The 22,275-nt window shown below is 67.5% G+C and carries 23 protein-coding genes; 16 read left to right on the plus strand and 7 right to left on the minus strand.

The features are described 5' to 3' along the window. Positions 1 to 22 precede the first annotated feature (22 nt). Genes trpS through ACUP6Y_RS05605 form a run of 3 tightly spaced genes read left to right on the plus strand, consistent with a single transcriptional unit; the run spans position 23 to position 2,700 of the window. Positions 23 to 1,111 carry a tryptophan--tRNA ligase gene (gene trpS / locus ACUP6Y_RS05595; protein ID WP_462554662.1) on the plus strand — a complete coding sequence of 363 codons (1,089 nt, stop codon included), beginning with the start codon at positions 23 to 25 and terminating at the stop codon, positions 1,109 to 1,111. Next, positions 1,111 to 1,617: a 2'-5' RNA ligase family protein gene (locus ACUP6Y_RS05600; protein WP_462554663.1), complete on the plus strand. Its 507-nt coding sequence runs from the start codon at positions 1,111 to 1,113 to the stop codon at positions 1,615 to 1,617. Before trpS ends, ACUP6Y_RS05600 begins: the two co-directional genes overlap by 1 nt. 18 nt (positions 1,618 to 1,635) lie before the next feature. Further along, a complete protein-coding gene (locus ACUP6Y_RS05605) occupies positions 1,636 to 2,700 on the plus strand; it encodes a YihY/virulence factor BrkB family protein (protein WP_462554664.1) in 1,065 nt (354 codons plus the stop codon). 147 nt (positions 2,701 to 2,847) lie between these two features. On the opposite strand, the gene ACUP6Y_RS05610 is transcribed toward ACUP6Y_RS05605, so the two are convergent. The 6 genes from ACUP6Y_RS05610 to ACUP6Y_RS05635 form a co-directional block, all read right to left on the minus strand. Further along, a complete protein-coding gene (locus ACUP6Y_RS05610) occupies positions 2,848 to 3,591 on the minus strand; it encodes a succinate dehydrogenase/fumarate reductase iron-sulfur subunit (RefSeq protein ID WP_462554665.1) in 744 nt (247 codons plus the stop codon). Next, positions 3,588 to 5,651: a fumarate reductase/succinate dehydrogenase flavoprotein subunit gene (locus ACUP6Y_RS05615; protein ID WP_462554666.1), complete on the minus strand. Its 2,064-nt coding sequence runs from the start codon at positions 5,649 to 5,651 to the stop codon at positions 3,588 to 3,590. The genes ACUP6Y_RS05610 and ACUP6Y_RS05615 overlap by 4 nt, the downstream gene beginning before the upstream one ends. Positions 5,652 to 5,664: 13 nt before the next feature. Beyond that, positions 5,665 to 6,306 (minus strand): succinate dehydrogenase cytochrome b subunit, encoded by a 642-nt coding sequence (locus tag ACUP6Y_RS05620; RefSeq protein ID WP_462554667.1) that lies wholly within the window; start codon positions 6,304 to 6,306, stop codon positions 5,665 to 5,667. 172 nt (positions 6,307 to 6,478) lie between these two features. After that, positions 6,479 to 6,952, minus strand: a complete 474-nt coding sequence (locus tag ACUP6Y_RS05625) for a family 1 encapsulin nanocompartment shell protein (protein ID WP_462556636.1) — start codon at positions 6,950 to 6,952, stop codon at positions 6,479 to 6,481. Then, complete coding sequence (nemA, locus tag ACUP6Y_RS05630; RefSeq protein WP_462554668.1) at positions 6,949 to 8,052, minus strand: N-ethylmaleimide reductase; 1,104 nt, start codon at positions 8,050 to 8,052, stop codon at positions 6,949 to 6,951. Before nemA ends, ACUP6Y_RS05625 begins: the two co-directional genes overlap by 4 nt. A gap of 134 nt (positions 8,053 to 8,186) precedes the next feature. Further along, positions 8,187 to 9,734: a sugar ABC transporter ATP-binding protein gene (locus ACUP6Y_RS05635; RefSeq protein WP_462554669.1), complete on the minus strand. Its 1,548-nt coding sequence runs from the start codon at positions 9,732 to 9,734 to the stop codon at positions 8,187 to 8,189. A gap of 125 nt (positions 9,735 to 9,859) precedes the next feature. On the opposite strand from ACUP6Y_RS05635, the gene ACUP6Y_RS05640 reads away from it, so the two are divergent. The 5 genes from ACUP6Y_RS05640 to ACUP6Y_RS05660 all read left to right on the plus strand — a co-directional run bounded on the left by ACUP6Y_RS05640 (position 9,860) and on the right by ACUP6Y_RS05660 (position 14,036). After that, positions 9,860 to 10,696 carry a mycofactocin-coupled SDR family oxidoreductase gene (locus tag ACUP6Y_RS05640; RefSeq protein WP_462554670.1) on the plus strand — a complete coding sequence of 279 codons (837 nt, stop codon included), beginning with the start codon at positions 9,860 to 9,862 and terminating at the stop codon, positions 10,694 to 10,696. Continuing rightward, a complete protein-coding gene (locus ACUP6Y_RS05645) occupies positions 10,693 to 11,187 on the plus strand; it encodes a VOC family protein (protein WP_462554672.1) in 495 nt (164 codons plus the stop codon). Before ACUP6Y_RS05640 ends, ACUP6Y_RS05645 begins: the two co-directional genes overlap by 4 nt. A 92-nt stretch (positions 11,188 to 11,279) precedes the next feature. After that, the gene (locus ACUP6Y_RS05650) at positions 11,280 to 12,128 is read left to right on the plus strand and encodes a fumarylacetoacetate hydrolase family protein (protein ID WP_462554676.1); all 849 of its coding nucleotides are present in this window, start codon (positions 11,280 to 11,282) and stop codon (positions 12,126 to 12,128) included. Beyond that, positions 12,125 to 13,255: an acyl-CoA dehydrogenase family protein gene (locus ACUP6Y_RS05655; protein WP_462554678.1), complete on the plus strand. Its 1,131-nt coding sequence runs from the start codon at positions 12,125 to 12,127 to the stop codon at positions 13,253 to 13,255. Before ACUP6Y_RS05650 ends, ACUP6Y_RS05655 begins: the two co-directional genes overlap by 4 nt. 19 nt (positions 13,256 to 13,274) lie before the next feature. After that, positions 13,275 to 14,036, plus strand: coding sequence for an SDR family NAD(P)-dependent oxidoreductase (locus tag ACUP6Y_RS05660; RefSeq protein WP_462554680.1), 762 nt, complete (start codon positions 13,275 to 13,277; stop codon positions 14,034 to 14,036). A 63-nt stretch (positions 14,037 to 14,099) separates the two neighbouring features. Here ACUP6Y_RS05660 and ACUP6Y_RS05665 read toward each other — a convergent pair whose 3' ends face one another. Next, the gene (locus ACUP6Y_RS05665; protein ID WP_462554683.1) at positions 14,100 to 14,930 is read right to left on the minus strand and encodes a mycofactocin-coupled SDR family oxidoreductase; all 831 of its coding nucleotides are present in this window, start codon (positions 14,928 to 14,930) and stop codon (positions 14,100 to 14,102) included. A gap of 75 nt (positions 14,931 to 15,005) precedes the next feature. On the opposite strand from ACUP6Y_RS05665, the gene ACUP6Y_RS05670 reads away from it, so the two are divergent. The 8 genes from ACUP6Y_RS05670 to ACUP6Y_RS05705 all read left to right on the plus strand — a co-directional run bounded on the left by ACUP6Y_RS05670 (position 15,006) and on the right by ACUP6Y_RS05705 (position 22,232). Then, a complete protein-coding gene (locus ACUP6Y_RS05670; RefSeq protein WP_462554686.1) occupies positions 15,006 to 16,031 on the plus strand; it encodes an ABC transporter permease in 1,026 nt (341 codons plus the stop codon). Positions 16,032 to 16,154: 123 nt separating this feature from the next. Beyond that, positions 16,155 to 17,060, plus strand: coding sequence for an ABC transporter permease (locus tag ACUP6Y_RS05675; RefSeq protein WP_462554690.1), 906 nt, complete (start codon positions 16,155 to 16,157; stop codon positions 17,058 to 17,060). Then, a complete protein-coding gene (locus ACUP6Y_RS05680; protein WP_462554692.1) occupies positions 17,057 to 17,473 on the plus strand; it encodes a YybH family protein in 417 nt (138 codons plus the stop codon). Before ACUP6Y_RS05675 ends, ACUP6Y_RS05680 begins: the two co-directional genes overlap by 4 nt. Before the next feature lie 86 nt (positions 17,474 to 17,559). Next, positions 17,560 to 18,198, plus strand: coding sequence for a GntR family transcriptional regulator (locus tag ACUP6Y_RS05685; RefSeq protein ID WP_462554696.1), 639 nt, complete (start codon positions 17,560 to 17,562; stop codon positions 18,196 to 18,198). Between the two features lie 232 nt (positions 18,199 to 18,430). After that, positions 18,431 to 19,525, plus strand: coding sequence for a substrate-binding domain-containing protein (locus tag ACUP6Y_RS05690; RefSeq protein WP_462556638.1), 1,095 nt, complete (start codon positions 18,431 to 18,433; stop codon positions 19,523 to 19,525). Positions 19,526 to 19,584: 59 nt separating this feature from the next. Beyond that, positions 19,585 to 20,073, plus strand: a complete 489-nt coding sequence (locus tag ACUP6Y_RS05695; RefSeq protein ID WP_462554698.1) for a VOC family protein — start codon at positions 19,585 to 19,587, stop codon at positions 20,071 to 20,073. A 33-nt stretch (positions 20,074 to 20,106) separates the two neighbouring features. Then, positions 20,107 to 21,741: a long-chain fatty acid--CoA ligase gene (locus tag ACUP6Y_RS05700; RefSeq protein WP_462554700.1), complete on the plus strand. Its 1,635-nt coding sequence runs from the start codon at positions 20,107 to 20,109 to the stop codon at positions 21,739 to 21,741. Further along, positions 21,738 to 22,232 (plus strand): lipocalin-like domain-containing protein, encoded by a 495-nt coding sequence (locus tag ACUP6Y_RS05705; protein WP_462554702.1) that lies wholly within the window; start codon positions 21,738 to 21,740, stop codon positions 22,230 to 22,232. The genes ACUP6Y_RS05700 and ACUP6Y_RS05705 overlap by 4 nt, the downstream gene beginning before the upstream one ends. Positions 22,233 to 22,275: the final 43 nt, after the last annotated feature.

Raw genomic sequence — 22,275 nt, forward strand, 5'->3', positions numbered from 1 at the left:
CCGGCCTGAGAGAATCGCTGCCATGTCCGCCACCACCGAGCACCCGCCCGTGCCGGAGACGGCCCAGCCGGCCGCGCCCGAGGGAGCCGCGCGCCCGCGCGTCCTCTCCGGCATCCAGCCGACCGCCGACTCCTTCCACTTCGGCAACTACCTCGGCGCGACCCGTCAGTGGGTGGACCTGCAGCGCGACCACCAGCCGTTCTTCTTCATCGCCGACCTGCACGCGATCACCGTCGAGCACGACCCGAAGGTGCTGCGCGAGCGGACCCTGCGTGCCGCCGCCCAACTGCTGGCGATGGGCATCGACCCCGCGCGCAGCGCGATCTTCGTGCAGAGCCAGGTCCCGGAGCACGCTCAGCTCGCCTGGGTGCTGAACTGCCTGACCGGCTTCGGCGAGGCGCGCCGGATGACCCAGTTCAAGGACAAGTCGGCCAAGGGCGGCGAGGGCGCCGCGAGCGTCGGTCTGTTCACCTACCCGATCCTCCAGGCGGCCGACATCCTGCTCTACCGGCCGCACTACGTGCCGGTCGGTGAGGACCAGCGCCAGCATCTCGAGCTGACCCGCGACCTCGCGCAGCGCTTCAACTCCCGCTACAAGAAGACCTTCCGGCTGCCGGAGCCCTACATCCTCAAGGCGACCGGCAAGATCGGGGACCTGCAGGAGCCGACGAAGAAGATGTCGAAGTCGTCCTCGTCGCCGTCGGGGATCATCGAGATGCTCGACGACCCGGCCCGCTCGGCGAAGAAGATCCGCTCTGCGGTCACCGACTCCGGGACCGACATCCGCTTCGACCCCGAGGAGAAGGCGGGGGTCAGCAACCTGCTGACCATCTACTCCTCGCTGACGGGTGAGCCGATCCAGGCTCTCGAGGAGCAGTACGCCGGCAAGATGTACGGCGACCTCAAGAAGGACCTCGCCGACGTGGTGGTCGGGTTCGTGACCCCGTTCCGGGACCGCACTCTCGAGCTCCTCGACAACCAGGACCACCTGATGCAGGTGCTCGCCCAGGGTGCCGAGACGGCGGGCGCCGTCGCGGAGAGCACGCTGCGCGACGTCTACCAGCGGGTCGGCTTCGTGGCACCGGTGGAGCGTCGTACGGAGGCAGGCTGATGCCGGTGATCGGCGTCGCCGTCGCCATCCCGGAGCCCTGGGCCTCCGAGCTGGTCGACTACCGGCACCGGATCGGCGACCCGACCGCCGAGGGCGTGCCGAGCCACATCACCCTCATCCCGCCGACCGAGGTGGCCGACGACCTCGGGGAGATCGAGGCGCACCTGGCCTCCGCGGCGAGCGAGGTCGCGCCGTTCCGGGTGCATCTGCGGGGAACGGGTACCTTCCGGCCCGTGTCGCCCGTCGTCTTCGTCAGCCTCGCCGAGGGAATCTCCCAGTGTGAGCAGCTCGCTGCCGTCGTACGGCGCGGGCCGCTCGCCGTCGACCTCGACTACCCCTACCACCCGCACGTCACCGTCGCCCACCACCTCGACGACCCGACGCTGGACGCCGCGTTCGACGACCTGGCCGGCTTCGAGTGCGCCTTCGCCGTCACGGGCTTCCACCTGTACGTCCACCACGAGCAGGAGGGCTGGCGGTCCACCCGCACCTTCCCGCTCGGCTGAACCGCACCGGAGGCTGCCATGACGATCGTCGAACGCGCGAAGGCGAAGCTCGCCGAGCTCCGTGAACGGTGGCCGCTGGTCGACCACGCGGTGCGCACGCAGGAGCACTACGGCGCCGTCCAGGGCAGCCAGCAGGCCGGCGGCGTCACGTACTTCGGCTTCCTGTCGGTCTTCCCGATCCTGGCCCTCGCGTTCTTCGTGGTCGGCTGGGTCGCGCAGGTCTACCCCGACGCACAGGACACCCTCGTGAAGTCCATCGACGAGGTGCTGCCCGGCCTGGTCGGCGACGGCGACGGGCAGGTCGACCTCACCGACATCCAGGACGCGGCCGGTACCGTCGGGATCATCGGCCTGGTCGGCGTGCTGTACGCCGGGCTGGGCTGGCTCTCCTCGCTCCAGTCGGCGCTCACCGTGCTCTTCGAGATGCCCGCGCGGCTGCGCCCCAGCTTCGTCCTCGGCAAGGTGCGCGACCTGATCACCCTGGTCGTCCTCGGCATCGTCTTGTTCGCCAGCGTGATCGCCTCCGCGGTGCTCACCCGGACCTCCCGCGCGCTGCTCGACGCCGTCGGCGTCGGCGCCCAGCTCGGCTGGCTGGTGGCCGTGATCGCGGTGCTGCTGGGCCTCGCGGCCTCGGCAGCGCTGTTCTTCCTCATGTTCCGGCTGCTGGTGCGCCCCTCACTGCCGGACCGGGCGCTGTGGTCGGGTGCCGTGCTGGGGGCGCTCGGCTTCGAGGTGCTCAAGCAGCTCTCCGGCCTGCTGCTCACCAGCACCCGCGGGCAGCCGGCCTTCCAGGCCTTCGGCATCGCGTTGATCCTGCTGGTCTGGATCAACTACTTCTCCCGGGTGATCCTGTACGCCGCCGCCTGGGCCCAGACCAGTCCGCTGGCCGAGCGTGCGCCCGTGCCGGTCCCGGCCGCCACCGCGATCGCGGCCGCCACCTCCCCGCGGCCCGCCGCCGCCCTTCACGACGCTCCGGCCGCCCGCACCCCGCGCCTGCTCGCCTTCGCCGCGGGCGGTGTGGCGGGGGCCCTGGTCGCCCGGGTCGGTCGGCGTACCGCACGGTCTGGGAGACGGGACCGGTGAAGTTCGAGCGCAAGCACGCCTGAGCCCGCCCCTCGCCGACCCGGCGCATCCTTACCTCGAAAACGCGCTGACTCGGCGCAAAGCGAACGCTGTTTCGAGTTCGCTTTGCGCCGGGTCGGCGTCAACCAGACGTAAGAGTGTGCCGGGTCAGTGACCGTTCTTCAGCGCGGTGCGCAGGTCCTTGTTGAGCTGGGAGATCACGTCGAGGGGGATCTCCTTCGGGCAGGCCGCCGCGCACTCACCGATGTTGGTACAGCCGCCGAAGCCCTCGTGGTCGTGCTGGCCGACCATGTCGACGACCCGCGACCAGCGCTCCGGCTGGCCCTGCGGCAGCTCGCCGAGGTGGGTGATCTTGGCGCCCAGGAACAGCGAGGCGGAGCCGTTGGGACAGGCGGCGACGCACGCGCCGCAGCCGATGCAGGTCGCGACGTTGAACGCTCGCATCGCCTTGTCGCGCGGCGCCGGCACCGAGTTGGCCTCGGGGGCCGAGCCGGTGTTGGCCGAGATGTAGCCGCCGGACTGGATGATCCGGTCGAACGCCGAGCGGTCGACGACCAGGTCCTTGAGGACCGGGAACGGCTCGGCGCGCCACGGCTCGATGGTGATGGTGTCGCCGTCGTTGAACGAGCGCATGTGCAGCTGGCAGGTCGTGGTGACCTCCGGGCCGTGCGCCTGGCCGTTGATCATCAGCGAGCACATGCCGCAGATGCCCTCACGACAGTCGCTGTCGAACGCGACCGGCTCCTCGCCGCTGGTGACCAGCTGCTCGTTGAGCAGGTCGAGCATCTCCAGGAAGGACATGTCGGAGGAGACGCCGTCGAGCTCGTAGGTGTGCATCGCACCCTTGGCGGCCGCGTTCTCCTGGCGCCAGATCTTGAGGGTGAGTCTCACTTGTAGCTCCTCTGCTTGAGCTCGATAGCGGTGTAGATGAGGTCTTCCTTGTGCAGGACCGGCTTGCCGCCCTCGTTGGAGTCGCCGCCCCACTCCCAGGCCGCGACGTAGGCAAACTCGTCGTCGTGGCGCAGCGCCTCGCCGTCCTCGGTCTGCGACTCGGCGCGGAAGTGGCCGCCGCAGGACTCGCGCCGGTTGAGGGCGTCGATGCACATGAGCTCGCCGAGCTCGATGAAGTCGGCGACCCGGTTGGCCTTCTCGAGGTCCTGGTTGAGCGAGTCGGGGGAGCCGAGGACACGCACGTTGGTCCAGAACTCCTTGCGCAGCTCCTTGATCTTCTCGATCGCGAGCTTGAGGCCCTCCTCGGTGCGCTCCATGCCGCAGTACTCCCACATGATGGAGCCGAGCTCCTTGTGGATCGACTCGACCGAGCGGGTGCCGTTGATCGACATCAGCTTGGCGACCCGCTCGTTGACGGCGTCCAGGGTCGCCTTCACGTCGGGGTGGCTGTCGTCGATCTTCTCGAAGGGCCCGTCGGCGAGGTACTCGCGGATGGTGTTCGGGAGCACGAAGTAGCCGTCGGCCAGGCCCTGCATCAGCGCGGAGGCGCCGAGGCGGTTGGCGCCGTGGTCGGAGAAGTTGGCCTCGCCGGTGACGAACAGACCGTCGATGTTGGAGCGCAGCTCGTAGTCGACCCACAGGCCGCCCATGACGTAGTGGACGGCGGGGTAGATGCGCATCGGCACCTCGTACGGGTTCTCGCCCGTGATCCGCTCGTACATGTCGAGGAGGTTGTCGTACTTCTCCTCGACGCCCTCCTTGCCCAGGCGCTTGATCGCGTCCGCGAAGTCGAGGTAGACGCCGCGGCGGACCATCTTGGTGGTGCCGTCGGGCTGGGTCTCCTCGATCGCGGGTCCGACGCCGCGGCCCTCGTCGCACATGTACTTCGCGGCCCGCGAGGCGATGTCGCGGGGGACCAGGTTTCCGAACGACGGGTAGATCCGCTCGAGGTAGTAGTCGCGGTCCTCCTCGGGGATGTCTCGCGGGTCCTTGTCGCAGTCCTCGACCTTCTTCGGCACCCAGATCCGGCCGTCGTTGCGCAGCGACTCCGACATCAGGGTCAGCTTCGACTGGTGCGCGCCCGAGATCGGGATGCAGGTCGGGTGGATCTGCGTGTAGCAGGGGTTGGCCATGTAGGCGCCCTTGCGGTGCGCCCGCCAGGCCGCCATCACGTTCGAGCCCATCGCGTTGGTCGACAGGTAGAAGACGTTGCCGTAGCCACCGGAGGCCAGGACGACGACGTCGGCGAGGTGGGTCTCGATCTCGCCGCTGACCATGTCGCGGGCGACGATGCCGCGGGCCTTGCCGTCGATGACGATCAGGTCGAGCATCTCGTGGCGGGTGAACTGCTCGACGGTGCCGGCCGCGACCTGGCGCTCCATCGCCTGGTAGGCGCCGATCAGCAGCTGCTGGCCGGTCTGACCGCGCGCGTAGAAGGTACGGGACACCTGCACGCCGCCGAAGGAGCGGTTGTCGAGCAGACCGCCGTACTCACGGGCGAACGGGACGCCCTGGGCGACGCACTGGTCGATGATGTTGGCCGACACCTCGGCGAGGCGGTAGACGTTCGACTCGCGCGAGCGGTAGTCGCCGCCCTTGACCGTGTCGTAGAACAGGCGGAACGTCGAGTCGCCGTCCTCGCGGTAGTTCTTGGCCGCGTTGATGCCGCCCTGGGCGGCGATCGAGTGCGCCCGGCGCGGGGAGTCCTGGTAGCAGAAGGACTTCACGTTGTAGCCGGCCTCGCCGAGCGTGGCGGCGGCGGCGCCACCGGCCAGGCCGGTGCCGACGATGATGATGTCGAGCTTGCGGCGGTTGGCCGGGTTGACCAGGCGGTTCTCGAACTTGCGGGTCGTCCAGCGCTCGGCGATCGGGCCGGTCGGCGCGTGGGTGTCGACGACCTTCTCGCCGAGCTCGTAGAAGCCCGCGGCGTCGTCGGAGGTCTGGACCGACGGCTGGTTGGTCTCGGTCAGACCGGGGAGGTAGTGGGTTCCTGCAGCCATGTTCGTTGGCCCCTTACTTCTCGATGATGCCGACGAGCACGGACAGCGGGACCAGCGAGAAGCCGCCGGCGACGACGATGGCGACGACCCAGCCGGTCGCGCGGGCGCGGGCCCGGGACGTGGCCGAGTTGGTGAGTCCCAGCGTCTGCAGCGAGCTGAAGGTGCCGTGGTGCAGGTGGAGGCCGAGGGCCACCATCGCGACCAGGTAGATGATCGTCATCCACCAGATGTCGAAGGTGTCGACGACCAGGTCGTACGGGTTGTGGCCACCGGTGTCGCCGTTGCTCGGGTTGATCTTGACGATCGTGAAGTTGAGCAGGTGCCACACGATGAAGAGCAGCAGCGTGAGGCCGCCCCAGCGCATGGTGCGCGAGGAGATCGACGAGCCGGCGTTCTTCTTGGCGACGTACTTCACCGGGCGGGCCGCCGTCGCACGGCGCCAGAGGATCACCGCGCAGGCGATGTGGACGATGATCGCGGCGAGCAGGCCGACGCGCATGATCCACAAGAAGCCCTCGTGCGGGAGCATCGGCTCGCCGAGCTCGCGCAGGTGGTGGGCGTACTCGTTGAACGCCTCCTCGCCCGCGAAGGCCTTGAGGTTGCCGTACATGTGTCCCAGCACGAAGCCGATGAACAGCAGGCCACTCACGGCCATGAGCAATTTCAGGGCGATGGTCGTGCGCGCTGCACGGCTGCCCTTCACTAGTTGAGGACGCGTCGTCGATGCCACGGGGGGCCACGCTACTCCCGCTACTGACCAGTAGGTGACCCGGATCATGTGAGATATGCACGTAAGGCAAGCCTTACCGGCCTGCCGGTCGCCCGGCTCAGGAGGTGAGCCGGACCGCCGCCTCCGGCGTCGCGACGTGGAAGGTGAAGCTCTCCTCGAGGTAGAGCGTCACGGTCTCCGCGTCGTGGCGCTCGTAGCCGAGCGCGATGTCCTGGCCGGCCTCGAGGAGGTAGTCGCCGCCGCGCTGGCTGACCAGTACGCCGCCCGCCAGCCCGGGGGTCCACACGATCGGACCCTCGACGATCCGGCCGAGGTGCTCGCGCAGCGCGTAGCCGCCGTGCTCGGTCGACTCCATCACGACGCGGTACTCGTCGTTGCCGAGCGCGAGGCCGTAGGGACCGCCGACGCCTTGCTGGAGGAGCCGCTCGACGGCGGTCGCGACCGCCTGCGGCCACGCCTCGGGCGTCGTGCCCAGCGGTACGGCGTCGTGGGGTGTCGCGTCGCCGATGCCGGTCACCGCGTCGGCCCAGCCGCGCAGCACGGCGACGTTCTCGGCGGTCGCGGAGTTCAGAGGCTGGGGTAGTCGGTGTACCCGCGCGCCCCTCCGCCGTAGAACGTTGAGGGGTCGGGCTCGTTGAGGGCGGACCCGCTGAGCACCCGTTCGGGCAGATCCGGGTTGGCGATGAAGGAGCGGCCGAAGGCGACCGCGTCGATCAGGCCGGCGTCGAGAAGCTCCCCGGCCTTGGCGGCGGTGTAGTTGCCCGCGCCGACGATCGTTCCGGGGAAGCGCGAACGCAGCGCATGGCGGAACGAGGCGGACAGCTGCGGGCCGCCGGCCCAGTCCGGCTCGGACAGGTGCAGGTAGGCGATCCCGCGGTCGCTGAGGCGGCTCGCGAACTCGAGCGCGATCTCCTCGCCGCCTTCGTCGTTGAGCCCGTTCACCGTCCCGGAGGGGGACACGCGCACCCCGATCCGGTCCGCGGACCAGGCGTCGGCGACTGCGTCGACGACGGCGAGTGAGAAGCGGAGCCGGTTCTCCATGCTGCCGCCGTAGGCGTCGGTGCGCTGGTTCGACAGCGGGGAGTGGAACTGGTGGAGCAGGTAGCCGTGCGCCGCGTGGATCTCGATCATGTCGAAGCCCGCCGCCCGGGCCTGTTCGGTGGCGTGGGCGTAGTCCGCGCCGATCTGGGCGATCTCGTCGACCTCGAGGGCGCGCGGCGTGGGGCAATCCACCCGCAGCGGACGCCCGTCCTCGCCCTTGACCGTGGTCCGATTGCGGAAGGGGAGCGCGGATGCGGACACGGGGAGGTCGCCGTCGAGAAGGCTGGGGTGGGAGACCCGGCCGACGTGCCACAGTTGGGCGGCGATGAGGCCGCCGGCCTCGTGGACGCCCGCCGTGATCGCGGCCCAACCGGCGACCTGCTCGTCGGTGTGGATGCCGGGGGTGTCCATGTAGCCCTTGGCCTGAGCCGAGATCTGCGCCCCTTCGGCGATGATCAGGGCTGCCTGGCTGCGCTGGCGGTAGTACTGTCCCATCAGGGCGGTCGGAACGTCCCCGGCAGGGTCGGCGCGCATCCGGGTCAGCGGCGCCATCAGGATCCGGTGGGGGAGGTGGACGGCGCCCAGTTGCAGAGGTTCGAATAGAGCGGCCGTGGAGGCTGCGACAGTCACGGAGCCTAATCCTTCATGCGTGGGTGGGGAGCCTCGCTGCGACCGGCAGGTCACCGACGTCCCCGCCAGCCCTGTGGCGGCGGTGCTGATCGGTGCCAAACGCCGTTTTGGCGGGCCAGGGCTGTGCGGACTGACTATTCGTCGTCCGGGCCGTGCATGACGGCGCGGAGCAGGCTGGCGTCAGTCCACTCCTCTGCGTCCTTGATCGCGGTGAGGTGCCCTCGGTAGAAGGTGCCGATCCGATCGGAGATCCCTGCGATCTCGCCGGTGTCGGATGAGGCGACCAGGACCGCGAACCCCTCATTGCACATCGCCCGGATCTTGTCGTAGATCTCAGCTCGGGCGCCGACGTCGACACCGCGGGTCGGCTCCTCGACGAGCAGCACGGCGGCCTCGCCGCCGACCCATCGACCGAGGGCCACCTTCTGTTGGTTTCCGCCGCTGAGAACATCGGCGTCGGAGGCCATGCGGGCGGCATCGATGGACATCGCACTCGCCGCCCGGCCGGAGAGCTCCATCTCTGCGCGCTTGCTCAGCACTCCCCAGCGGCTCGACTTGCGCAGCCAGGGTGAGGAGAGGTTCCGGGCCACGGGGACGCGTGGGAAGAGGCCGTCGTGCTTGCGGTCTGCCGAGCAGTAGGCGATGCCAGCCTCGATCCCGGCGGCTCGGCTGCGCAGGCTGACCGAACGCCCCGAGATCCCCACGCTGCCGACGGCTCGCGGATGCTGTGCCGCGATGGCCTGGACGACGACGCCGGCACCGCTTCCCATCTGGCCGGTGAGGCCGAGGATCTCGCCCGCACGCACCTGAAGGCTGATCGGCTCGGCGATACCCGGGGCGAGGAGATCCTTGACGACGAGTCGGGCCTCGCCGAAGGAGTTCGCACGGGCCGGGAAGAGCTGGTTGAGACGCCGTCCCAGCATCATCGAGACGATGTCGTCGACCGGGATCTCGGCCACGGACTGTGACTCCATGTGCTGGCCGTCGCGGAAGATGGTGACTCGGTCGGCGATCTCGTAGACCTCGCGCAATCGGTGCGTGACGTAGATGATCGAGCGACCCTGTGCCGCGAGCGACTTGATCACGCCGAGGACGCGCTCGATCTCGGTGTCGGAGAGCGCGGCCGTCGGCTCGTCGAAGATGAGGATGCCGCTGTCGCGCGCGACCACCCGGGCGATCTCGAGGAGCTGACGCTCCGCGACGCTGAGTCCAGCGAGCACCTCGGAGGGGTCGAGATAGTCGAGGCCGACGGTCTCGAGCAGCGGTCGAGCAGCTGCGGCCAGGGCGCGTCGCCGCCAGATCCGGGGCGCCGCAGCCTGGCCGAGGAAGAGGTTCTCAGCGATGGTGAGGCTGGGGATCGAACTGTACTCCTGCTGGACCACCGCGATTCCCGCCGCCTGGGACGCCGCGCTGGAGCGCAGCGAGATGACAGAGCCGTTGATGCTCACCTGGCCCTCGTCGGGCTCGACCAGACCGGAGAGGACCTTGACCAGGGTGCTCTTGCCCGCGCCGTTCTCGCCCAGCAAGGCCATGATCTCGCCGGGCATGACGGTCAGGTCGACGTCGCGCAGGGCATGCACCGCGCCGTAGCGCTTCGAGACTGCCTTGACCGCGAGTCGCGGTACAACCTGACTGGAGGTGCTCATTGGTGCTCCTATCGCCTTCGTGCCGTGCTCCGTCAACGTACGGAATCAACTCTCTTAAGGCAAGCGTTGAATCAGTAGATGGTTGATTGGTCGGACAAAAATCGATTAAATGGAGTTCCGGGGTCGATGGGCCCACAGTGGATCAGACGTAAGGGGCGAAAATGGGTCAGCTCGACGGGCAGGTAGCCGTCATCACCGGTGGGGCGAGGGGTCAGGGCCGCAGTCATGCGATGCGGCTCGCTTCGGAGGGCGCAGACATCGTCCTGGTCGACTCCTGTGGGCCCAGTGGCGTCGCGGAGTACCCGCTCGCATCTGCGGACGACCTGCGTGAGACCCAACGCGCCGTCGAAGGGCTCGGGGTCAGGGTCATCGCGGCGACGGTCGATGTCAGAGACCTGCCTGGCTTGCAGCGGCTCGCCGGCCAGGTTGCCGAGGAGTTCGGGCGCGTGGACGTGGTCGTCGCCAATGCCGGCATCTCGGCGCCGATGGCCTTCTTGGAGTCCACTGAGGAGAACTGGCTGGAGGTCATCGACGTCAACCTCTCGGGCGTGTGGAGGACCTGCCGGGCGTTCCTGCCGCCCATGGTTGAGGCGGGAAACGGCGGGTCGGTGATCTTGATCGGATCGATCGGCGGGGTTCGCGGCTCGCGCAACATCGCCAACTATGTCTCCGCCAAACATGGACTCGTGGGTCTGATGAAGTCGATGGCGAACGAGTTCTCCGCCGCTGGGATCCGGGTGAACACGGTCCATCCGACAAACGTGCGCACTGACATGATCCTGAATCAGAGTGCCTACAGCGTCTTCGCGCCCGACTTGGTGGAGCCGACGCTCGAGGACGTGAAGCCGCGTTTCGCCAGTGTCAATCTGATCGACGTCCCCTATGTCGAGCCCGAGGACATCAGCAACGCGGTGTTGTGGCTCGCTGGCGATCAGTCGCGCTATGTGACTGGCTTGGAACTGCTCGTGGACGCCGGGTCGGCGGTCAAGCGGCGATGACCTCGTCGCCCATGGGCGGGTCCGATGGCGTCGCCGACGGCAATCCGGCCGGGATCTCGGGGGTCCATCACGTCGGCATCACCTGCCGCAACCTCGATGAGGCTGTGGAGTTCTATTGCCAGGGGCTCGGCTTCGCCTTGGAGCGTCGCTTCTCCCGCGAGGACGAGATGAACGCTCAGGTCGTGGGTGTCGACGTCCGGGTGATCGCCAACGCCTTCGTCCTGGCGCCCGATGGGACCCGCGTCGAACTCCTCCAGTACGACGACGGTGCTGCCGCTGCCTCGACCGCGTCCCCGGGCGCGGTGGCTGCGGCGCACCTGTGCCTGAGCGTGCGGGACCTGGAGGCGGCCAGGGATCGCATGATCTCGTTCGGCGCGCGTGTCCAGTCCCGCGGTCCGGTCCGTGTCGATCGCCCTGACGGCAGCTCGGTGCGGCTGCTCTACCTGCGAGATCCCAGCGGATTCGTGATCGAGCTTTCCGCGTCCTCCTGACCAAGAATCAACTATGGCGTAAGAAACGATTCATTGGTAACGTGTCGTTTGCGGTCGAAAGTCGGCCGGTCAATGCACGAGTGGAGATAAAGATGCGCTTCGCGAATCTCGACGGTCGGGCCGTGGTCCTGGTGGGCGAGGGTCTTGCGGCTGACATCGAGCTGGCCTCCGATGGCCGCTTCGGCCCCGACCCCCAGCACGTCGTCGAGCAGTGGGACGAGTTCCGCGAGTGGGCCTCCACCGCATCGTTCGGCGCTGGCACCCGGTTCGACCAGGCGCAGCTCGGTGCGCCGGTGCCGCGGCCCCGTCAGGTGTTCGCGATCGCGCTGAACTATCGCGCGCACGCCGAGGAGGCGGGTCGAGAGGTCCCGCCGAACCCCGGCGTCTTCACCAAGTTCCCCACCTGCCTGGCCGGCCCGTTTGACGAGATCGAGCTTCCGACCAGCACGGTCGATTGGGAGGTCGAGTTGGTGGTCGTCGTGGGCACCTATGCGCACAAGGTCCGTGCCGAGGACGGCTGGGCCCATGTCGCCGGGTTGACTGCAGGGCAGGACCTGTCGGAGCGGGTCTTGCAGCGGACTCCGGCATTTCCGCAGTTCTCGTTGGCGAAGTCGATGCCGGGTTTCGGCCCGACCGGTCCCGCGCTGGTGACGCCGGAGGAGTTCGCCGATCGCGACGACATCGCGTTGGAGTGCTCGGTCAACGGCGACCTGCGCCAGAAGTCGCGCACGAGCGACCTGATCTTCGACGTGCCGACGCTGATCGCCGAGCTGTCCGCGGTGTGCCCGCTCCTGCCGGGTGACCTGATCTTCACTGGAACCCCGAGCGGCGTCGGCGGCACCCGCAAGCCCCCGGTCTACCTGGGGCACGGCGACGTGCTGGTCACGACCGTCGAGGGCATCGGGTCGCTGGAGAACCGACTCTGGTCGGCGAACGGGTGAGCCGGCGGAACCTCGAGCGAGAGCACGAGGACTTCCGTCAGACCGCACGGCACTTCGCTGCAGGCCTTCCCGCCGGCGGCGAGGGGCTGCAGCGCGGTGATTGGCTGGCCGCCGGGAGCCTGGGGCTCCTCGGGCTCGGCGTTCCCGAACAGTACGGCGGGTCGGGTGTGGAGGACTATCGCTTCAGCGCGGTCCTCACCGAGGAGATCGCCGCTCGTTCGCTGGCCTTCTCCTCCTGCCTGGGCATCCACTACGACATCGTCGCGCCGTATCTGGTGGAGCTCACCACCGAGCGGCAGCGTGCTCGATGGCTACCTGGATTCTGCTCCGGGGAGACGATCGCGGCGATCGCGATGACCGAACCGGACGTCGGCTCCGACATCGCCCGCCTCGCCACCCGGGCGACGCCGACCGCGGGAGGCTGGCTGCTCAACGGAGCCAAGACCTTCATCACCAACGGAGGTTCTGCCGATCTGGTCGTGGTGGCGGCGCGCACCGGAGATCCGGGGCCGCGCGGTATCTCGCTCTTCGTGGTCGAGGCGGACTCGCCGGGATTCTCCCGCGGGCGCGTGCTGGACAAGATCGGCCAGCCGGAGGCGGACACGGCGGAGCTCTTCTTCTCCGACGTCTTCGTCGCCGAGGGCAACCTGTTGGGCCAGGAGAACCAGGGATTCGCGGCGATGATGGGCCGACTGCTGCAGGAGCGGCTGCATGGCTCGATCGCGAATGTCGCGCACGCGGCCTCGGCGCTGGAGATCACCCGTGAGTATGTGGGGGCTCGTCGAGCGTTCGGCACCACCCTCGCGGGGCTGCAGAGCACCAGGTTCCGGTTGGCCGAGCTCGCTACCCAGGTCGAGGTGGCTCGTACCTTCGTCGACAGCTGCGTGGCCGACCACGTGCGGGGCGAGTTGAGTGCGCAACGCGCGGCGATGGTCAAGCTCCATACCTCGGAGATGCAGGGCGAGGTGGTCGATGCCTGCGTGCAACTGCACGGTGGGCACGGCTACATGCGCGAGTCGGCGGTGGCCCGGGCTTTCGTCGACGCACGCATCACGCGGATCTGGGGCGGCGCGAGCGAGGTCATGAAAGAGATCATCGGCCGATCTCTGGTCGAGCAGGGAAGATGAGATGACGCAGACAGAACGAGTGTCCACGGACCTGTTCGCCGTGCAGGACAGCGTTGTCGTGATCACCGGGGGAGGGACCGGGATCGGAGCGGCGCTGGCCCGTGGGTTCGCTGACCGCGGCGCGCATGTGGTGATCTCGGGTCGCCGGGCGGAACTGATCGACCGGGCGCAGGGAGAGATCCGCGACGCAGGCGGCTCCTGCCTGGGCGTGGTGGGCGACGTGACCGATCGCGAGCAGTGCGCGCAGATCGCAGCGGCCGCCGGAGCGGCCTTTGGTCGAGTCGACGTGCTGGTGAACAACGCTGGGGCGGCGAGTGCGGTGCCTGCCTCGCGCGAGTCGCCAGAGGAGTTCGACCGGATCGTCCGGGTGAATCTGCACGGGTCCTACTTCATGGCTCAGGCGTGCCTGCCGCTGATGCCGCCGGGCTCGTCGGTGATCAACGTGAGCAGCGTCTTCGCCCTCACCTGTGGCGGTCTGCCGCAGGCTGCCTACAGTTCGAGCAAGGCCGGTGTCCTGGGTCTGACGCGCGATCTCGCTGCGCAGTGGACCGCCCGGCGTGGGGTGCGGGTCAACTGTCTGGTTCCGGGGCTCTTCACCACCGAGATGACCGATGAGTTCCCGGCCGGCTTCACCGAGGATCTGATCGAGCGCCGGATCCTCTCGGCTCGAGCGGGAGCCCCCGAGGAACTGGTGGGTCCGGCGATGTTCCTGGCCAGTGCTGCATCCAGCTACGTCACGGGCGCGGTCGTGGCCGTGGACGGCGGGCTCCTGCTCACCTGAGTCACGCGGTCGCTGTAAGCCGTTCGCCCTCCCTGTCGGGGTGGGCGAACGGCTTGTCCGCGTTCAGGACTTGACTGCCCCGCCCGCGTCGACCGGCAGACTCACGCCGGTCAGATAGCGGGCGCGGTCGGAGGTCAGCCACGCCACGGCCTCGCTGACGTCCTCGGGCATCACATAGGGCACCGGCAGCAGGTTGAGCTGGCGGAAGTGATCGGTCGCGTCGGCTTCGGTCGGCTGCTCGAGGTCCGGGCGGAAGATCCGGAACATCGACTCGTTGAGCAGCATCGGCGTCGCCACGTTGGTCGGATTGACGGAGTTCACCCTGATTCCGAACGGTGCGAGTTCGTTCGCATAGGTCATCATCATCCCGATCACGGCGTGCTTGGAGGCCGTGTAGTGGATCGCATTGCGCTGGCCCTGCATTCCGGCGAGGGAGCTGACCAGGACGACGGACCCTGCGCCCCGCTCGATCAGGTGGGGGATGGCGGCGGTCATGGTGGTCCAGGTTCCCGTGAGATTCGTCCCGATGACGTCGTGCCACGCCTGTTCCGGAAGCTCCCAGCTGCGGCCGAGTGTGATGATGCCGGCGTTGGCCACGACGATGTCGAGGCCACCCAGCTCGGTCACCGCGCTGTCGACCGCTTCGCGTACCTGAGCGAGCTCGCGTACGTCGGCGACGGCAGGGATGGCTCGTCGTCCCTGGGCGGAGACCAGGGCGCACGTCTCTTCGAGATCCGCGCGGGTCGCCATGGGGTAGGCGACGGTGTCGACGTCCGCGCACAGGTCGAGGGCCACGACGTCGCACCCCTCCTGTGCCAGGCGAACTGCGTGTGCCCGTCCTTGGCCGCGGCCGGCGCCGGTGATCAGGGCGACGCGGGGGGATGTTGAGGTCATTTCTCACCTTTCAAAAGTGTCGAGTATTCATAGCATAGTTGACTATCGGGCTTCGGCTGACTAGCGTCACGCCTCATGAACGAGTCATCCGCGGGCGCTACGTCCCTCGCCGCCGATGCTCCGGCAGAACCGCCGATGTCGGCCCCAGAACACCGCGGAACCGCGTTCGTGCGGGCGCTGTCGGGTACGCCGTGGCAGTTGCCGGCCATCATCGCCGTTCTGAGCGTCCTGCTCGGCCTGGTCACTCCGGGATTCGCCACGCAGGACAACATGAAGGCGATCTTGAGCAGCGCCTCGCTGGTCGGGATCGTCGCTGTCACGGCCACCTTCGTCACCCTGTCCGGCAACTTCTTCTCCCTGGGCACCCAGCAGGCGGCGGTCCTCGGAGCGGTGACCTTCGCCTATCTGATCGGCCAGGGAGTCGATCCCTTCCTCTCGATCGGCGCGGTGATCCTCCTCGGCGGAGTCGTGGGCGGCCTGCAGGGATCGATCGTCGCGGCCGGTCTCAATCCGATCATCACCACCCTGGCTGCTGGCGCGATCATGCTCGCTGTCGTCGATTCGCTCACGCACTCCAACAACGTGAGCATGGGCGACAACGCGGTGAGCTGGCTGGGCGGGACGGTCGTCTTCGGCATCGCACCGGTGGTCTTCGTCTTCGGGCTGGTCACTGCGGTGTTCACCTGGCTGGGCGCGAAGACCGTCTACGGTCGTGAGTCGTTGCTGACCGGAGCCAACCGAGACACGGCGCGGATCAGCGGGATCTCCTTCCCGAAGGTCACCGTGTGGGCCTTCGTCATCGCCGGGGTCGGCGCCTCGATCGCAGGCATCATGAGCGCCTCGGCCATCGAGTCCGCCAACACCCAGTTCTTCGGCACCCTGACCTTCGACGTGGTCGGAGCGCTCTTGGTCGGGGGCACCGCCATCCACGGCGGATACGGATCGCCGATCCGTTCTGCCTACGGCGCGATCCTGATCGCGGTGATCGCCAACGCGCTCCTGCTGCATCAGGTCGAGCACGGCATCAGCCTCGTGGTCCAAGGGATTCTCGTTCTCGGCGTGATCGTCCTTCTTCAGTCGCCCTTCAGCAGGAGGAAATAGCAGATGACTCGCCTACGGGCCTTCGCCCCGAGGTACGGACTCCAGGTCGCCGTCCTGGCGGCGCTGTGGATCGGATTCGCCATCACGACGCCCGCCTTCCGCGGTGTCTCCAGTCTCTACTCCGTGTTGACCGGGTTCGCCGTCCTCGGTCTCATCTCGGTCGGCATGGCCGTCACGGTGTTCGTCGGTGGCTTCGACATGTCGGTGAGTTCGATGGCGGCCCTCGCTGGTGCGATCGCCATCCACGCGGCAGGCCTCGGTCTCGTCGGTGCCCTACTGGTCGCCACGCTTGTCGGTGCGGTCATCGGAGCCCTTCAAGGACTGATGATCTTCCGACTGGCGATCGATTCGCTGGTGTTCACCATCGGAAGTCTCATCCTCTTGCGAGGGCTGGCCTACGTCGCGATGGACAACGCGCCGATCTCGCTGAAGGACTTCGCGATCACCGACCCGCTGCTCGAGCGTTGGGAGTTCCTGGCGCCGGACTCGGTCCTGAGCATCCTCGTCTTCGTGGGGGCCTGGCTCTGGATCTCCTACACCCGGTCCGGTCGGGGCCTGTACGCCTCGGGTGGTGGTCGCAAGGAGGCCATCTCTGCCGGCGTTCCGGTCGGCCGCGCGGTGATGATGGCGTTCGCGTTCTCGGGTGCCTGTGCGGCGCTGGCGGGGGCGATGGCCTGTCTGAAGGGGGGAAGTGCGACTCCGGACTCCTTCGGCAGCGTGCTCCTCTTCGCCCCGGCGGCGATCCTGGTCGGTGGCGTGAGCCTGCAGGACGGTCGCGGCACGGTGCTGCACGTGACATTGGGGGTGGCGATCCTCTCGGTTCTCACCTCGGCGCTGGGCGTGCGCGGTGCGGCGCCGTACACCGTCAACCTGTGGGTCGGGAGCCTCCTTCTCGCCGTGGTCACGCTTCAGTTCGTGGTGGCACGGGTCAATGAGCGTCATGCGCTCGACGCGGCGGAGCGGCGAGCAGCCCAGCTGCTGGACCTGCCGCCGCAGCGCGTGGGCGAAGAGCAGGGCCAGGCGGTATGAGCGGCTCCCCGGGCGAGGGAGAGGCGCGAGACGAGGCAGTCCGACTCCTCGTCGAATACTGCAGGCGGGCGGACGCGCTCGACGCCGCAGGTCTCGGGCGATTGATGGCGCAGGCGAACTACGTCGCCCCAGGGGGCCGCTCGTTGTTCGGTGCCGAGGAGGTGGAGAGGTTCTTGACCTCCCTCTTCGCGGGCGCTCGTCCGGGTCGTCACGTGGTCCGTGACATCCGAGTCAGCAGGGCCGACGACTCCGCGACTGAGTGGAGCGTCGAGTCTCGCTATCGCAAGTGGTCACCTGATCGCACCCGGCTCGACTCGGAAGGGCGATATCTGAGCCGGATCCGTAGCGGCTCGCAGGGCAATGGTGGTTGGGTGTTCATCCGCCACGAGGTCGCGACTGACTGGCGTCGCTGACGGCCTGTATCGACAATCCTGTCAAAGTCGAGCATCAAGTGTAAGATTGATTCATGGCGAGACGTGGAGCGGCTGAGACGCTGGCAATGGACGTCTATACCCAGATGCGCGGCGATATCCTCGCCGGGCGGCTCGAGCCGGGTTCGAGGATCTCCCCGGCGGAGGTGCGCGACCGGTTCGGAGTGAGTGTCGGGGTCGTCCGTGAGGCGCTGACGCGCCTTGCCGAGCAGCACCTGGTGCGCGCCGAGTTCAACCGGGGCTTCCAGGTCGCCGGCATCTCGACCGACGAGTTGCGCGAGTTGACCGAGGCTCGACGCCTGAACGAGTGTCACGCTCTGCGGCTTTCGATCGAGCATGGTGACGTCGAGTGGGAAGCACGCGTCATCGCGGCTCATCACCACCTGCGCCGCAAGCCCGTGGTGGACGGCGATCCGGCGGCGCTCGAGGACTTCGCCATCGCGCACGAGGCGTTCCATATGGCACTGCTCGACGCCTGCGAGAACAGGTATCTCTTCGAGTTGTCCAAGCGGCTCTTCGGGGCCGCGGAGCTCTATCGACGCTGGTCGATCGCGCGTGGTCGAGCGCGTGGGTCGGACGCGAAGAAAGAGCACCTCCAGATCATGGAGGCCGCCCTGGATCGTGACGTCGACAAGGCCGTCGACTACTACGCCAAGCACATTCAGCGGACGGTGGACGTGATTCTCTCCGCCCCTATCACCGACTGAGTTCGTGGTTCTCACTGGCTCGGGCGAGGTCGAACGCTGGTCTGTGACGCCCGAGCCAAGGCATCGACTTTCAATATGAGTGTCGATTCTCAACTAATTATCGGATACCTCTTGCATAGTTGACTGTCCTGCGTAACAGTGAGGCATCCGGTGATCTCGGGACGAGTCCGGATGGTCTTACTTCGCACGTACCGGCGCGAGCCGGACGGTCCCTAGGAGTGGTGTGGTGAAAATGAAGAGGCTGAGAGTCGGCATCGCGGTAGGTGCGGCCATCTCGCTGTTGATGGCTGCCTGCGGGTCCTCGGGCGGTTCATCCTCCGAGGGTGGCAATGACAGCAAGCTTGTCGTGATGTTCGCGTTGCAGCCGTTCGCGCCCTATATCCAGGGCCAGCAGGACGGCGTCAAGAAGACGTTGGAGAAGCACGGATACGAAGTCCGTGTCATCACCAACAATGCGAGCCAGAGCGAGCAGGATCAGCAGGTTCAGCAGTTCCTCGCCTCCGGCGAGAAGGCGGCGGCGTTCATCTGGTGGCCGACGACCTCCTCTGCGGGCATCAATGACACGCGGCTGCTCTCTCGCGAGGCCCCGGTCATCCAGATCAACCAGCAGGTCCTGCCCGAGGGCAAGGAGTACGTCAAGTTCTTCGTCGGCAACCTCGACACCCGCACGGGAACCAACCTGGGAGAGAACATGATCAAGGCTCGGGAGGCGGCGATCGCGGAGGGGCGCGAGCTCCACAGCGACGGCGGCAACATGCTGGTGTTCACCTCCACCGCCGGCCAGCAGGGCGGCATCGACCGCCTGGCTGCCTTCGATGAGGCGACCAAGGGACAGCCCTTCAACAAGCTCGCCGAGACGCACAACGCCAACGCCGACGACGCCTTCAAGGCGGGCACCACTCTGGTGCCCAAGTACAAGTCGGACGGGATCGACTTCATCTACGCCTTCGACGGCCGCCACGCCACCGGTGCCATCAAGGTGCTGGAGCAGAATGGCCTGACCCCGGGCAAGGACGTCACCATTGTCGACGGCAACTGCACGACGCCGGTCGACCCGTACCTCAACGGTCAGATCTTCGCGACCTCCCTGCAGTCCGGGGTGATCGAGGGCATCGCCACCGCGGAGCTGACGGTGAAGTACCTGGAGAACGGCAAGGTCAACGACGGGGTCCAGGAGTTGCCGAACAGCGAGACCATGCCGACCGAGTTCGAGGACCCCTCCGAGGTCAACGCGATCCCGCTGCCGGCAGTGTCCGGCAAGGACGAGTTCGCGGCCGCCGAACTCTGGGGCTATTCGGCCGAGCAGATCTGCAACCAGGAGTACTGAGCGCAGCCGGGTACTCGCCCGTCTGTTCCCCCCAACACGAGAGAAGCCACGAGAAAGCAATGACTGGAATCGCAGAACTCGGACATGTGGGCATCTATGTCAACGACCTCGCCAAGCAGCGGGACTTCTATTCGCGGGTGGTCGGGCTGACCGTCACCGACGAGGACCCCCATCTCGACATCGTGTTCCTCTCCGCCCGGCCGGGCGAGGAGCATCACGAGTTCGTGATCGTCGGCGGGCGCGACGTCTCGGAGGAGGGGAAGCTGGTCAACCAGATCTCCTGGCGGGTCACCAGCCCGGAGGCACTCAAGGCGGCTCACGAGCGGCTGGTCGCAGATGAGACTCGGATCCAGCACGTCGTCACCCATGGCAACGCGATCGGGATCTACTTCCTCGATCCCGAGGGGAACCGGTGCGAGCTGTACGTCCAGACGGGCGTCGACGTGCCTCAGCCCTTCCGGCGCGAGATCGACATCGCGAACCTGGCTGCCGAGGAGCTGTTCGAGGAATCTGCCCGCTTGGTTGCCACGGCCGACAAGCCCTACTGATTCGTCGCTGCAGCGAGGAAGGAAGCAAGCAGCATGCAGAGCACCATGCAGGATCATCGTCAGCTGACCACCAGCTTGATCCTCCAGCACGGTGTGGCCAACTACCCGTCCAGCCGGGTCGTCACGTACGACCCGGCTGGCTCACGGATGCACAGCTATGCCGACATCGGTCGGCGGGCGGCGCAGTTGGCCCACGCCCTGAGTGATCGTGGAGTCCGGTCCGGAGACCGGGTCGCGACCTTCTTGTGGAACACCCACGAGCATCTGGAGGCCTACCTCGCAGTGCCTTCGATGGGGGCGGTCCTTCATACGGTCAATGTGCGGCTCTCCGCCGACGAACTCCGCTACATCGTTCACCATGCCGACGATCGGGTGGTCGTGGTGGACGCGGGCCTGGTCGAACTCGTCGTCGAGATCCTCGCTGAGTGCCCCAGCATCGAGCACGTCCTCGTGGTCGGTGCATCGACGCTGCCGGCGCCGGTCGGCGGAGAGTCGTGGGCCCACTACGAGGAGGCGATCTCGACACGTGCGCACGAGTACCCGTGGCCGGAGATCGACGAGAATTCCGCCGCCGCCGTCTGCTACACCTCCGGCACCACCGGCCGGCCGAAAGGCGTAGTGTACAGCCATCGCTCCACCTACCTGCACACGGTGGGCGTGTCGGTGCCCAACGTCTTCGGGCTGAGCCACCACGACGTCGTCATGCCGATCGTTCCGATGTTTCATGCCAATGCCTGGGGCATGCCCTATGCGAGCTGGATGGCCGGCTGCGATCAGGCGATGCCAGGCCCCCATCTTCAGGCCGAGCACGTCTGCCGCCTGGTGGAACAGGAGAGCGTGACCTTCTCCGCCGGTGTGCCGACGGTGTGGTCCGACACCATCGCCTATGCCCGCAACCACGAGGTCAACTTCACCAGTGTGCGTCTGCTGATCGCAGGCGGATCAGCCGTGCCGCGCAGCCTGATGGAGGAGTACCAGACACTTCTGGGTGTCGAACTCCTGCAGGGATGGGGAATGACGGAGACCTCGCCGGTAGCCGCGATCGCGCGCCCGCCCAAGGACTCGCCCGGCTCCGACCGGTGGCGATGGCGCACCCGGACCGGCCAGATGGTCGCCGGAGTCGAGTGCGCGATCCTGGATGACGACGGCGCCTGGCTGCCGGCCGACGGCGAGTCCGTCGGACAGTTCGCCTGCCGTGGCCCGTGGGTCACCGGTCGCTACCACGGCGAGGATCAGCTGGAGAAGTTCCACGAGGGCTGGCTGCTCACCGGTGATGTCGGCACCTTGGACCAGACCGGATTCATGCAGATCACGGACCGGTCCAAGGACCTGATCAAGTCCGGCGGTGAATGGATCAGCTCGGTCGACCTGGAGAACGAGATCGTCGCCCATCCCAGCGTGCGTGAGGTCGCAGTGGTCGCTATCCCCGACGAGCGCTGGCAGGAGCGACCACTCGCCCTGGTCTCTACCGACACCGCGGTCGACTTCGACGAGCTGCGCACCTTCTTGTCACAGCGGGTTGCGCGCTGGCAGGTGCCGGACAGCTGGGCCGTGGTCGAGCAGATCCCGCGCACCTCGGTCGGCAAGTACGACAAGAAGCTGCTGCGCAGTCGTCACGCCGACGGTTTGATCCAGGTGGTCACCGTGGCAGGCGAGGTCCGAGAGTGAGTGGCGCAGAGGACGAGCGCCGCTGGGCCCGAGTGGAGGATCGTGGCCAGCTCCTCGGAGCCTGGGCACTGTCGTCGTGGGTGTCCTACGCACATCCCAGCGGTGAGATCAGCTATCCGCTCGGGGAGGCCCCCCTCGGCCGATTGACCTACACCGACTCAGGGCAGATGACCGGGCTGATGGTGCGCGGCGATCGTGCCGCGTTCGCCCATCACCGAATGGCCTCGACCGATCGCGAGGCGGGTACCGACGCGGAGATCCGCAAGGCCTTCGACGACATGTTCGGCTACGCCGGTTCCTATGCCTTCGACGACAGCGTCGTCGTCCACACCATCGCGGTCTGTGTTGTTCCGGGGTGGGAAGGGGTGCAGATGGTCCGTGAGGCCCGGATCGCCTCCGACACCGGTGCCCTGCGTCTGACCACTCCGGTGCGCACGGTCCGCGGCAACGACGAGCACTCGGTGCTGGTCTGGGAGCGGATCGGTGCCTGATTTACCGCGACCAACGGGGCGCGGCCGACCAGTACAGAATCAG

The organism is Nocardioides sp. S5-5, from assembly GCF_054954065.1.